This is a genomic window from Paraburkholderia sp. SEWSISQ10-3 4 (assembly GCF_030464785.1).
Lineage (GTDB): Bacteria > Pseudomonadota > Gammaproteobacteria > Burkholderiales > Burkholderiaceae > Paraburkholderia > Paraburkholderia aspalathi.
In genome coordinates, this window is sequence record NZ_JALPRI010000009.1 from 64,627 (window position 1) to 76,993 (window position 12,367).

The following is a 12,367-nucleotide window of genomic DNA, read 5'->3' on the forward strand; positions in this document are numbered from 1 at the left end:
CTATGCCGCCTCCAGGCTCTCAGCGAGTGGCCAAGCCTGTTGTTCTGCAAGTTGACCCACCCGCACGGTCTGGAGGAAACTCAGCGATGCGTCGGCGTCGTTAGTCGTCGCCAGGACCACGAGAACAACGTCGCTCTGTGTGATGTGACCAGACGACCACAGTGCTTCGAGTGTGATGGTGCCCGCGCTGTCGGCAGCTATGTTCACATTCGGCAAATGGACGCCAACCGTGCCGGGCAATAAGTTCCAGGCGCGCACAAGAGCGGTGTCGTTGCCAACAGCAATGATTGGCTGCTGAATCTGTGCCATAGAGACGAGCCGTGCGGCATAGCCTGTTCGCGATAGCACCACAATCTTCGAGATGGGAAGGGTGCGGGCCAGTGCTTGCGTTGCGGCTCGCAAGTCGTTATGACTGGCGGCTGTGTTCGCGAGTGCCGGAGCTGACGCGTGCCTGTGGGCTTCGGCCAAGGTAACGATGCTGCGCAGACGCGCAACGGCTTCCACAGGAAATTTGCCGACGGCCGTCTCCCCGGAAAGCATAACCGCGGATGCACCGTCGATAACTGAATTCGTCACGTCACTGATCTCTGCCTTGGTCGGCAGTGGACTTTCGATCATGCTGTGAAGCAGTTCCGTCGCGACGATTACAGGTTTTCCATATTGTTGGGCAGCAGAGATGATCTTTTTTTGATAAATCGATACGTGGTCGATGCTGGTTTCAACCGAAAGATCACCGCGGTCGATCATGATGATGTCCGTTGCCTGGGCGATCTCATCAAGATGATCGAGTCCACCCTGGTTTTCGACTTTGGCGACGATTTGAGGCGTGGCAGCATCTATTAGGCTACGAATCGCTTCTACGTGCCGGGAAGACTCGACAAAACTAATGCCAACAAAATCGACTCCTGTCCTCTTGGCGAACGTGATCATTTCGCGATCGCGTTGCGTTACCAACTCTTGGCCCAGGTCAATTTCTGGAACGTTAATCCCCTTCCGGCTTTTGAGCGCCCCTGCCGTCTCGGCGACAACTTGTACATCCCTTCCACTAACTTTCTCGACTCGGAACGACAGCGTGCCATCGTCCGCATAGATGCGTACGCCTACCCGGAGCTTCGAATGAAACTCAGCATAGTTAACGGGGACCTTCTCGCTGCCGTCATGAGACAAGTCGGTCGTGAGAATCACACGATCACCGACGTTAAATGAGGGTTCCACGCGTAGTTGAATCGTTCGGATTTTGCGTCCGGGTATATCTAAAAGAATCGGCAGTTCGGGAAGCGTTTCCCGGATAAGAGTAATGGTGGCCTTGTGCCAGTCCAGACTGCTATGTGACCCGTTTAACCGCGCGACGGTCATGCCAGCGCGGTGTAAAGCCAAAAGAGTTGAAGGGTTGTCAGATGCTGGGCCGATCGTTGCCACAATAGTTGTTTTAGCCATTTTTTCTCTGTCGTTAGGTTGGTCCCAAGTAAATATGACAGTAATGTGTCATAACTGTTAATAATAAAAAATCGTCTGTTAAGACCAAAAAGAGATAAGGAGTGAATTCCGCGGTGAGAGCGTAGATAAGGGCGTTGCAGCACCGTGCTCAAAGGCCTTCAAGGTCTGGGATTAGGCGAGTCGACCGATGATTTCCTGCCGCGGCGAGATTGATTGGGCCGAAACAGATCTGAGCGTCGAACTATAGAAAAAGGGGATGGCTGTACTGCCTATGTCGGCGCGGTTCCGACGAAGGCTAACAATCCGGCGTCGACTGTCATGGTCTCATCCTGCGCTGGAAGCGGTCATCCGCTGATTCGACGCTAACGGCGCTTGTGGGTCGATCTCGGTTGTTCGAACCCGCGCTGGAAGACTCGCACGCATTGTGGATCTAGCGGGACGGATTGCGATGGTAGCCTCGCCCGGCCAGAGGGTCTCCCAATGCATCGCGGGCATCCATGAAGTGACGTTTCGGGTCGGCGACTATCATCGAGCGCAAGTGGGGTACGCTTGAGGGCGTTCCCTTTCTCGACGTGGGCCCTTACCGTTTTTGGACTCGTCAATCTGCTACAACACTATCACTTGTCGTTCAAGATGACGCTGTGGGGATTCTCCTGCTTTCGAGGAGGGGCATGAGGGCGATGCTAACTTGCGCGCGCCTTCCAGGCATTGCGAGCAGGTGCCGCAAGGCCGCCTTTTCGTTCACCTCGCTTTGCCGCGGAACGGCTGCTCGATTTACGTGGAATACGCATCCTCGGCGACCTGACTCGCTGCCGTATAAAGCCGGGCGTCAGCGACGTTCTATCAATGTACGTTTCCAGCAGCGTCATCTACTGAGCTCTTCCAGACCACCCCAACGACGGCGCCGAGCACGCATAGCGCCGCGAGATACCATGCCGGAGCCATAGTGAGACCTTGCTTGCCGACGAGGAAGGACGCAATAGCTGGAGCAGTTCCGCCGAACAGCGCGTAGGCCGTGTTGTAGGAGAGTGCGAATCCAGTGAACCGCACCTCGGCCGGGAAACTCTTGACGATGATGTACGGACCAAGCGTGATTGTGCCAATAAGGAAGCCGCCGGCGATATACAACGGCCACACCGCGCCACCGGTACGCCCCAAGGTCAGATAGAACGCGCCGCAGATGACCAGCATCGCGACACAGCCGATAGTGTAGGCGCGGCCACCTCCTATTCTGTCTGCTGCCACGCCGGCGACTACGCTTCCGACGATGAGGCCGAAGATTGCCCACGAGTTGTTGGCAAACACTTCCTTCGCTTCAATGTGGAATTGCGACTGCAGGAACGTGGGCGTATACAAAAAATACAGCACAAAAACGCCCGAGAAAACCCACGTCGCTAGGCCGGAAATGACCAGAGCGCGCCTGTGCTCCGTCAGCACCACTGCAAGCGGTAGCCGCTTGTCGGCTTCACGTGCCACTCGCAGAGCTTCGAAAACGGGCGTTTCGTGAAGATATCTGCGCAGGTAGACGGAGATGAGCCCAAACACGCCGCCGGCGATGAAGGGCATACGCCAGCCCCACGCCTTCAGGTCGCCTGCGGCGAGATTGCCAAGCAGGTACTTTGCGCTCAATGAACCAAGCAGAATGCCGAGGCACAATCCGGCCATGAGGAGGCCGCATGCGAGTCCGACACGGTCCCGTCTCACATGCTCAGAACAAAAAATCCAGGCCCCTGGAACTTCGCCGCCGACGGATAAGCCCTGAAGCACCCGGCAGAGTAGAAACAACAGCGGCGCGCCAATGCCAAATGTCGCATAGCTTGGAAGCAGGCCGATGAGCAGCGTCGGTGCCGCCATCAGAAACAGGCTGAGCGAGAACATCTTCTTGCGACCAATGCGGTCTCCAAAATGGGCAAAAAATACCCCGCCAATCGGACGCACAAGATATCCCGCCGCGAAGATGCAAAACACCTCCAGTTGTGCGAGCCACTCCGGCGTATGTTCAGGAAAGAACACTGTCGCAAGCAGCTTTGTAAAGAAAACCGCAACGATGAAATCGTAGTACTCGAGCGCACCTCCTAAAGAAGCCAGGGTGAGGGTTTTGATGTCATTTCGGCTCATCGCTGTCCGTTGCACGGCGATGCCGGCTGACCCGACAGGGGTAGAATTCATCGTTATCTCCAAACACAACGAAAAAAATGGGGAGCCGCAATCCTTATGTTTGTTGTAACCATGCTTTCAGGATTTTGCGGAATGCGTTCACTACAATCCCTGCCTCTGTGAGAGCAAGCTCAGTTGAACGGCGCGTACGGATTCGTTGTTTATCAACGCAGCCGATAGCCACCGTACAGTTGTCGGGCGCTAGACTTCTTCCAGTTTCTTAAGTGCTTCGTCGCGCGTCAGCACGGTTGCGTACTTCTGCGCCATGTCGAAGAGATTCGCCTCATGCGGCCCGAGCGCTCTGTCTCCCACGCAGTCGGCCAGCACGAAGGGCCGGAACCCGTGCTGCATCGCATCGACGACGCTCGCACGCACGCAGCCACTCGTCACCGCACCGGCAATCAAAAGCGTCTTGACGCCGCGGTGCGTGAGCCATGCCGCGAGCGAAGTGCCGAAGAACGCAGAGGGCACGGTTTTGCGCACGACCAGTTCGCCCTCACGTGGCGTCAGTGCGGGGACAACTGCACTGCTGGCGTCAGCCTCCTTCAGGGCCAGCATTCCAGGCACCTTCAACGTGAAGATGTTCTGGTCAGCGTCGTCATCGGCGAACACGATTCGCGTATGGGCGACGGGCCAGCGTTTCTCTCTTGCGTACTTGAGCAAGGGCACGGTGTTCGAAATAGCGTCGGCAATATTGCCGCCACCAAACACCTCGGGGTCCGCGAACCCGTTCACGAAGTCGATAATTAGTAACCCAAACGGTGGTTCGGCTGCCAGCTCGGCGCCGAAGCTCTGACGTCGATATGTCTCAATGTCACTTCTCATTTCGATGCCCACCGTTGTCTGAGACTACGCCGTTGCGCACTACCGCCTCGCCATCGAGGAACACATCGCAGTGTCGTAACGGGATATCGATGTGACAGGCCGTCGTTCGACTTCCTCCTGCCTCGTTGTTCGGCCCGAGCGAAAAGAGGAAATTTCCTTCGAACGCGCGCGCATCCATTCCTATCGTCGCTTCCCGGTCATAGAGGCCCAGCGTCGACCACCGGGCACGCGGCTGCAGTCCCCAACCGATGTGGGAGATTGCATATGCCTCCGGGTCATTGAAGGTCTCCATGTAGTCCGCAAGCCGTTCGGCGTCGACACCACCCTCTATCCGCGTGGCAAATCCGTTTTCAACGGTCAGCTCGACAGGTTCGGAAACGTAGTACTTCTGTGGCAGGAGGATGTCCCCCTTGTCGATGACAATGCGCCCGTTCGCGCCACCCTCGTCCGGAAAGGTCAGCGCGAAGCCACTTGGCCAGTGGTCCCACCTCCCGGGTTGATCGACGTAGCCATATTCGGCGATGGGTTCGAACTCGCCAATCGGACAGCGCAGGTTGGTTCCAGACCTGGAGACGACATGCATCTCCCGCGCGCGAGCGATACGCGCTTGAGCCGCAAGGACGCGCTCCCGGTCGGCCTCCGACGGAACAAGCCGCGTGAGCACTTCAGGCGGCTCTACCGCGAGGAGGATCTTTGTCCCAGACTTCAAGATATCCAGCTGCTCCGGAGAAAAGAGCAGTGTCATCAGATCCAGAACGAGGTCGCTCTCTTTCAGCGCGGCAATTGCGGCTCGATTGCCCGTGAGAGGCGTCGTCCCCAGGTATGCGAGCGCGTCCCGGCTCAAAGACTTCTCTCCATTAACGGGCGGCAAATCGAGCCTGTTCACCACAGCGCTCATTGCCTGAGCTGCTATCACCGCGGTTGAAAGGGTTTGTGGATGAGTCGACGCACTTGTCAGAATCGTCACTGTCTGCCCGGCCTCAAGCCGGGACAGCTTCAGCACGGTCGTCCAGGCTGTCATCATCTGATAGTCACTGACTGGCATGTGATACTCCTCAATCGACAGATTCGTGCCCGGCGGGCGAAACGCCCACCGATTCCCCAAGGAAATCCCCCAACGCGCGATAGAAACCCGGCTCGTTGTCCCAGGGAATCATGTGGCCTGCTGCTGCCACACGAACGTGCAAGAGCTGCGGGGCTAATGCGCGAATCTCCCTGACGTCGTCCTCGAGGACTACGTCACCGCGCTCCGCCGTCATCAGCAGGAGCGGGATGGCGATCTCTCCGATATCCACATGCACGTCATCGCTGTGAAAACCATCAAAGCTATCGCGCACAGCACGCTCATCGCATGTCGGTAGCCATTGCGCCCGCAGTGCCAGTTGCTCTTCCGTCCACGTCGGGCAGAACACGCGCATTGCATCGGCGTCCATGCCAATGCGTGACTGCCTTATAGAGTCGACGTACCACGGCAACTTTGACGGATACGCGCGACGTCCAGGCCCGGAGACTGGCGGGTCGGCCATCACGAGGCGGGCGAACCCTGCCGGAAAGTGTCGCGCGGCCCGAACCCCAATGCGGGCGCCCATCGAGTGCCCCAGTACGCTGTATCGTTTGAGTCCAAGCTTGTCCGCAAACGCAATCAAATCCGCGGCTTGCGCATCAAGGCTGTAATCGAGTCCGTCGCCTGCCGACGAAAGTCCGCGGCCGCGCACGTCGAGAACGTACGTATCGAATCTGCTTCCCAGACATTCGCCAACGAACGCCCAGGTCGCGGCCGGGCTCGTGATTCCCGGAACCACAATAACGGGGTCATGCACTGTGCCGGCACATTCAGCACCACCAAATCTCAGGTAGTGCTGACGGATACCGTTTGCGTGGACGTGCCCACCATAGCGATAAGTCGTAGGTGAATGCATTAGAAATCTCGCGGACGGGGTCACTTAGTAGGCGCCAGACAAAAGCGCACCGGCACCCGGCGCGATAGCTTCGAGTCCCAGTTTCTTCAGGATCGCGTAGGTGGTCGCGACGGCTGCGGTAATAACAGGCTTGCCGGTCATCGCTTCGACTTTGGCAATGGCCGGTAGCGACGGCATTTGTACGCAAGCCGACAGCACGATGGCGTCAGCCTCCTGATAGCGCAGTGATTGCACAATCTCCGGCAGACGCGCGGGGTCGTGCCGCCCCACATCGAGATTGTCGGGAATCTCGAGCGCGCGATAGTCAATCACTTCATAACCTTCGTGACGAATGTAGTCGACGACCAGTTCTGTCAGGGGCTTCATATAAGGTGCGACGACAACAATTCGCTTTGCGCCGATTGTGCGCAGACCATCGACGAGTGCACCGGCGCTCGTAATCACCGGCGCTGCACCGCCATTCTCAACGGTCCGGGCCCCAAGTCTTTCCTGCGATACCCGGTGGTAACCGTGGCCCATGGCCATAATGGCGACAAGGCATGCGTAACCGAGCACATCCACACGCGCGTCGCTTAGCTCGGCAGCACAACGGTCCGACTCCGCGTCCATCGCTGCAAGCTCTTCCTTCACCACCTTCTTCATGCGCATGCGGCTCGAGTGAAACGTGAAGCGCTCTGGTCGAACCGACTGCCGCGCGAGGAGCATTGCGGGAATCTCCGTCTCCATCGTTGTATTCGAACTCGGAACAATTTGACCGATCCGGTAGTGCTTCGTCATGTCCAACTCCATTGATTCACACATCTCGTAACGTGCGAGAACAAACTGCTATGGCAATATCGGCGGCTGGTTCAAGCCGGTTGGCGAAAGCGCTCCACGCAAAGCCGGGCGTCGTATTCGTATACCCACTCTGCTTTGATACCGACCGCATTCGGATTGGTCTTCTGTTGCTGCTGCATCTCGAGGTCGCGCTTCGCCTGTTCTTCGGGGGACGCAAGGTGATATGTGCGGCCGCGTTCCCGAGCCTCCAGTTGCACGCGCGCAGTCCGTGGTCGCCGTTCTTCTTCGTACGCATCGAGTGCGCTCTGCAAATGACCGAAGTGTGCGAGCGCTTCAGCAAGAACGTATGCGTCCTCGATTGCCATGGCCGCACCCTGCGACAGGAACGGCAACATTGGATGTGCCGCGTCTCCGAGCAGCGTAAAGGCACCTTTCGACCATTGCGGCATCGGGTCCCGGTCGAAAAGTCCCCACTTGAATGTCGTCGCGCTGTCTGTCATGCGGAACAGGTTCACGATATCGGAGTGCCAGCCTTCGAATGCGGCAAGCAACTCCTCGCGGGAGCTCGGCTGCGTCCACGACTCGGCAACCCAATCGGCGCTTTCAGCAACAGCAACAATGTTGACTGCTGCGCCGCCCTTGACGTAGTACGTGACGATGTGCGCCTTCGGTCCCATCCAGAAAGATGCGTCCGGGCTGGCAAACTGCAGGGGATGCTTATCGACCGGTACGAGCGCGCGCCAACACATGTGACCAGTGAAGCTCACGGGGGTCTTGCCCCAGAGGCCGTCACGAACAACCGAGTGAATTCCGTCTGCACCGACAATCAAGTCGGCTTCGAAGCTCGAACCATCGCGGAAGTGAGCAATTGCCTTCTCTCCCTGCTGCTCCACGTCGGTGCACGCCGCGTTGAATGTCACATTGCGCATATCGAGACCTTCGGTCAGGATGGCATGGAGGTCAGCGCGGTGAACATGATAGAAATCGGCGCCAAACAGCTTCGGGCAAATCTCTTTCAGCGGGGTGCGGAACAACTGGCGCGCACTCTCCCAGTTGCGCCCAGTCATCGCCTCCGGCAAGAAACCGATTGCTTTCAGCTTCTCCGCGAGCCCGAGTGCGTTGAGCACTTTCACGGCGTTGGGCGTCATCTGCACACCGGCGCCGATTTCGCCGAAGACCGGCGCTCTCTCAAAGAGGTGCGCGGTGATGCCGCGCTGCTGAAGCGCCATTGCCAGCGCAACGCCACCGATACCACCACCAATAATTCCGATTTTCATATGTATTCCTACGTGTTTACGCGCGAGGTAGATCGTTTTTATATTCGCTACCAATGGCTGTATGTCTTTAAAGGTCGAGGACCAGGGACGTGTCCCTGGCTCGGGAACAGCAGATCATCATTTTTTTGTGCTGCTGACGTTGCTCCGGGGTGAGAATGCTGTCTCGATGGTCGACCTTGCCTTCGAGCACGGCAACCTCACACGCGCCACATACACCTTCCTCGCACGAGTAGGCGACGTCGATGCCGGCCTTCAGACAGGCCTGGAGCACGCTCTCGGATGGGGCGACTGTGAGTGCCCGGTTCGACCGCTTTAACATCACCTGGAACTCATCGCCGCTGGTGTTTTTGACTGTCGAACCGAAACGCTCCCTGTGCGCCACGCCGGCGGGACGGCCGGTACAAACGGCGTCGAACTCGTTCAGCATGCGCTCGGGTCCACAGCAATAAAGCTGCGTATCGGGGGGCAGCGCGCGAATTACGTCTGCAATTTGCACAGCAGGTGCGCCCAGCGAGACGTCATGCATCAGATGAACGTCTGCGTCGCCTGACAGTTCGTCGTAGAACAATGTTCTCAATGGATTTGCCGTCCAGTAGTGCAACGCAACAGCTGCCCCGCGTTCTTTCAAGTTTCGATACATCGACGCAATGGGCGTAATGCCAATGCCCCCGGCGAAGAGCGCGTAGCGCTCCGCACCCGGGTGAACACGGAAGTTATTCCGCGGTGCAGAAATCCGATACGTGTTTCCAACGACACTCTCGTGGTGAAACGCCCTGGAGCCACCACGCCCCGCGCTGTCCAGTTGAACGGCGACGGAGTAGCTGTTTGCACTGGGCGCCGGCCACAGCAAGGAATACTGCCGCCGGTGCGGCGATGAAATCTGCAGGTCGATATGAGCGCCGGGCTCGAATTCCGGCAGTCTCGCGCCGTCGATCGAGCTGAAACGATAGATGTTGATGCCTGCTGCGCCGTACGAGATTTCGGTGAGCCGCACCAGAATATCGGCGCCGTCGGGGTTAGATGACGCCATAAGAAATCCCCTTGTTTCGCAGCCACATGCGATAGCGCTGACCCATGAGGTCCGTCCTGTGATGCAGCTCATAGCGGAGCTCTGTCGGAATGCGCTCCGGTCGTTGTGTTTCGACGATGTCCTTATCCTGATTGAAGATAATGTCCGCTCGCGCACGCACTGTCTCGGCATCCGGAGCCGGCTGGACATTCAGGCCGGCGCAGACCCGGACAATACAAAGGGTCTGGTCAACCAGTTGCACAGTGAAGAATGTCCCGAAAGTATCGCAATGGTCGGTGATTGGGTTGCCGTTTGCGTCCGCACGTTGAGTACGCTTGCTGAAATAGGCCACCAGAGGACGCAGTGCGTGGTACGTGTAGTACGCAACAAGCGGGTGGCCCGTTGCGTCCCCGACAGGCTGAAACACACGGACCTCGGACGACTTGAGCCCTGTCTCGACCTCGTCCACCGTGTACGGTTCAAGGCGGTCCGCATTGTCCTTGACGCCATTGAGTCCTGAATGGACAAAGGGGAAATGTGAAGCGTCGATGAAGTTCTCGATAGCGCGATAGCCGTTCGCACCATACTGATAAGGGCCGCTGTGAACCGTCATGAACTGGCTATCGTGCCATTCCGGAAAGTCGGGAATGTCCGACTGAGGCTCGCCAAGACAAACCCAGACAAAGCCAAAACGTTCCTCGGCTTTGTAGCTAAAGGCGATAGCCTTCTTCATCGGTTTTTCGTCAGGCGCTGCAGGCATCCGGGTGCATTTGCCGGTGCAGTCGTACTCCCAGCCGTGATACGGACAAACTACCTGGTCATTCGAAATCCAGCCGCGGGACAGCCGTGCGCCCCGGTGGATGCATAAGTCCTCCCAGACATGAACCTGACCGGACGCGCTGCGCCACACAATCAGGTCTCGCTCGAGGAGTCGAGTCGGGTAGATTGTTCCCGACTGAAAATCGCTAGAGTATCCGACGACATGCCAATCATTCAGCAATACTGAGTCTTGGCAGCCGTCCTGTGCCGTGATTGGTACAAGCTTGATGTCGATAGGGGCGTTCATGGTGTGTCTCTCGTTTGGATTCGTGTCCGTGAATCGCTCAGCACGTGGCGTCAGCGTGGACACAGTATTGCGAGCCAATTTTTTGTTGTCGTTTTCCCATCTCGCCATTCAATCTTCAAAATCCGTCATCTATCGGATGACCTCTTGCTAGCCCGTTCCGGGTGGTCGTCGATCTCGGTGTTTCTACCGCTGTCTAAATTCGCGAGTGGGAGAGCACAATTTTGACTTCGTTGACACATCTAACGATGCGCCCATAATCCGTCGAGACGCTTTAAGCACTTAGCGGGGAAACCTCAATGTCGTATTCGCCAACGCTTCGCGGTTCCTATTCGCAGTTCGACCCCGACGTGGCGGCTGGGGAAACGGTAGCGCTGCGCGTCAATCTCTCCTGCGTCGAAGATGAGCAGCCTGTCCATCATCACCGCAAGGGGCAACTGGTTCTGGCGCTGCGCGGCAGCGTGACATGCCGGCTGTCGGATGCGCTGATGATGGTGTTGCCGCAGTCTGGTGTGTGGATTCCGAGCGAGCTGCCGCACAGCAACCAGGCGAGCCCTGATTCGCAGATTATTTTTTTGTTTGTTGAACCTGACGCGCTCGCACTACCGGCTCGTCCGTGCATCCTGTCGATTAGCCCGCTCATTCGGGAGATGGTGATTCACCTCGCCGATCATGGAGATACGTTTTCGGAACAGGTGCACCGTGCCCAATTTTGCCAGGTGTTGCTCCATCAGCTATCGGGCTCGCCTGTCGAGCAACTGTCTCTGCCGATATCGACCCATCCGAAGTTACGAAACGTATGCAACGCCCTGATCGACAACCCCGCGGATAGACGGTCCCGAGCCGAATGGGCCAGCATGGTTGCAATGAGTGAGCGCACCTTTGACCGGCTCGTGATGAAGGAAACCGGGCAGAGCTTTGGTCGTTGGCGTCAACAACTTCAGCTGGTTGTCGCGTTGCGCGATCTATCCGGCGGCGCCAGCGTTCAACAGGTAGCGCTTGCCCTCGGGTACGAGTCCACCACTGCGTTCATCATCATGTTTAAGAAAGCGTTTGGCGTGCCACCGGGCCAATATATGCTGGACCGCCGCGCGCACGTCGCTGCCGATCCGGTCGAGGAGAGCGTTTAGAAGAAGCAGGCCTGTCGCGCATTTACGGTGGAGTGATGTCCTGCTTCACGCGATGAATGTGCTGTTCGACGTAAAACGCTGCGGCATCGGCATTGCCCGTAACGATTGCCTCATAGATGAGCTGATGTTCCGCAACGTAGAGACGAATACGCTGCGGGTCGAATATCCCATCGTCCTTTATCCGCTTCCACAGCGATTGATCCATCGTCTCCGCGATTTCATCTGCGATTCTTGCCAGCAACGCGTCACCCGTCATCTGGGCGAGCTGCCGATGAAAGAGACGGTCGCTGTTGTTCCAGAGCGTGCGTTGTTCAGGGTCGGACACATCGGTGAGCGTTTCCATCTGTGACAGATAGTGCTCCGCAAGCTTGTCGCGCTTTTTGAGCGCGGCAGCGCGCCGTGCAATTGCGGGCTCCAATATCAGGCGAACGTCCAGTGTCGCTGAGGGGCTGTAATCGGGCTGCAGTTGGCCATCCGGTGCTTGCGCTACGTCCACACTTCTGCTCAGAACGTCGGGCGCGTTGCCCGCGACGTATGTGCCTGAGTTTCTGCGCGTGATGACGAGCCCTTTGTTCTGAAGGGCACCAATGGCTTCACGTACAGCAGGCCGCCCCACGCCGAAAAGTGAAGCAAGTTCACGCTCTGAGGGTAGCCGCGCATCAGGCATAAATCGTCCTGCGCGGATTTCAGCTCTGATTTTTTCCGAGACCTGCTCATAAATCTGAAGCGGGCGGAAATTGCGAGGGAATTCGGCTGGTGCGGAAGCCATATAT

At 57.6% G+C, this 12,367-nt stretch carries 11 protein-coding genes; 1 reads left to right on the plus strand and 10 read right to left on the minus strand.

The window, feature by feature from the left end:
* The 9 genes from pyk to M0D68_RS18925 all read right to left on the minus strand — a co-directional run bounded on the left by pyk (position 1) and on the right by M0D68_RS18925 (position 10,467).
* A complete protein-coding gene (pyk, locus tag M0D68_RS18885; protein WP_266224939.1) occupies positions 1-1,437 on the minus strand; it encodes a pyruvate kinase in 1,437 nt (478 codons plus the stop codon).
* Positions 1,438-2,280: 843 nt separating this feature from the next.
* Positions 2,281-3,606, minus strand: coding sequence for an MFS transporter (locus tag M0D68_RS18890; protein WP_200652354.1), 1,326 nt, complete (start codon positions 3,604-3,606; stop codon positions 2,281-2,283).
* A 189-nt stretch (positions 3,607-3,795) separates the two neighbouring features.
* Positions 3,796-4,419 carry an isochorismatase family protein gene (locus M0D68_RS18895; protein ID WP_211707346.1) on the minus strand — a complete coding sequence of 208 codons (624 nt, stop codon included), beginning with the start codon at positions 4,417-4,419 and terminating at the stop codon, positions 3,796-3,798.
* A complete protein-coding gene (locus tag M0D68_RS18900) occupies positions 4,409-5,464 on the minus strand; it encodes a 2,5-dihydroxypyridine 5,6-dioxygenase (protein WP_200652356.1) in 1,056 nt (351 codons plus the stop codon). Before M0D68_RS18900 ends, M0D68_RS18895 begins: the two co-directional genes overlap by 11 nt.
* Positions 5,465-5,474: 10 nt before the next feature.
* Positions 5,475-6,338, minus strand: a complete 864-nt coding sequence (locus tag M0D68_RS18905; protein WP_266225038.1) for an alpha/beta fold hydrolase — start codon at positions 6,336-6,338, stop codon at positions 5,475-5,477.
* Between the two features lie 24 nt (positions 6,339-6,362).
* Positions 6,363-7,115, minus strand: a complete 753-nt coding sequence (locus M0D68_RS18910) for an Asp/Glu racemase (protein WP_200652358.1) — start codon at positions 7,113-7,115, stop codon at positions 6,363-6,365.
* A gap of 71 nt (positions 7,116-7,186) precedes the next feature.
* Positions 7,187-8,392, minus strand: a complete 1,206-nt coding sequence (locus tag M0D68_RS18915) for an FAD-dependent monooxygenase (RefSeq protein ID WP_200652359.1) — start codon at positions 8,390-8,392, stop codon at positions 7,187-7,189.
* Between the two features lie 67 nt (positions 8,393-8,459).
* Entirely contained in the window at positions 8,460-9,422 is a 963-nt protein-coding gene (locus tag M0D68_RS18920; RefSeq protein WP_266224941.1) for a PDR/VanB family oxidoreductase, read from the minus strand.
* On the minus strand, positions 9,409-10,467 hold the full coding sequence (locus M0D68_RS18925) for an aromatic ring-hydroxylating dioxygenase subunit alpha (RefSeq protein WP_200652361.1): 1,059 nt from the start codon (positions 10,465-10,467) through the stop codon (positions 9,409-9,411). The genes M0D68_RS18920 and M0D68_RS18925 overlap by 14 nt, the downstream gene beginning before the upstream one ends.
* A gap of 296 nt (positions 10,468-10,763) precedes the next feature.
* On the opposite strand from M0D68_RS18925, the gene M0D68_RS18930 reads away from it, so the two are divergent.
* Positions 10,764-11,594: a helix-turn-helix domain-containing protein gene (locus M0D68_RS18930; RefSeq protein WP_200652362.1), complete on the plus strand. Its 831-nt coding sequence runs from the start codon at positions 10,764-10,766 to the stop codon at positions 11,592-11,594.
* Between the two features lie 22 nt (positions 11,595-11,616).
* Here M0D68_RS18930 and M0D68_RS18935 read toward each other — a convergent pair whose 3' ends face one another.
* Positions 11,617-12,363, minus strand: a complete 747-nt coding sequence (locus tag M0D68_RS18935) for a FadR/GntR family transcriptional regulator (protein ID WP_200652363.1) — start codon at positions 12,361-12,363, stop codon at positions 11,617-11,619.
* Between the last annotated feature and the right edge of the window lie 4 nt (positions 12,364-12,367).

Bases quoted from the DNA above. Each gene is read 5' to 3' on its own strand.
- M0D68_RS18900 (WP_200652356.1), bottom strand. From the start codon at position 5,464: ATGCCAGTCAGTGACTATCAGATGATGACAGCCTGGACGACCGTGCTG.
- M0D68_RS18925 (WP_200652361.1), bottom strand. From the start codon at position 10,467: ATGAACGCCCCTATCGACATCAAGCTTGTACCAATCACGGCACAGGAC.
- M0D68_RS18905 (WP_266225038.1), bottom strand. From the start codon at position 6,338: ATGCATTCACCTACGACTTATCGCTATGGTGGGCACGTCCACGCAAAC.
- M0D68_RS18920 (WP_266224941.1), bottom strand. From the start codon at position 9,422: ATGGCGTCATCTAACCCCGACGGCGCCGATATTCTGGTGCGGCTCACC.
- M0D68_RS18890 (WP_200652354.1), bottom strand. From the start codon at position 3,606: ATGAATTCTACCCCTGTCGGGTCAGCCGGCATCGCCGTGCAACGGACA.
- pyk (WP_266224939.1), bottom strand. From the start codon at position 1,437: ATGGCTAAAACAACTATTGTGGCAACGATCGGCCCAGCATCTGACAAC.
- M0D68_RS18930 (WP_200652362.1), top strand. From the start codon at position 10,764: ATGTCGTATTCGCCAACGCTTCGCGGTTCCTATTCGCAGTTCGACCCC.
- M0D68_RS18895 (WP_211707346.1), bottom strand. From the start codon at position 4,419: ATGAGAAGTGACATTGAGACATATCGACGTCAGAGCTTCGGCGCCGAG.
- M0D68_RS18935 (WP_200652363.1), bottom strand. From the start codon at position 12,363: ATGGCTTCCGCACCAGCCGAATTCCCTCGCAATTTCCGCCCGCTTCAG.
- M0D68_RS18915 (WP_200652359.1), bottom strand. From the start codon at position 8,392: ATGAAAATCGGAATTATTGGTGGTGGTATCGGTGGCGTTGCGCTGGCA.
- M0D68_RS18910 (WP_200652358.1), bottom strand. From the start codon at position 7,115: ATGACGAAGCACTACCGGATCGGTCAAATTGTTCCGAGTTCGAATACA.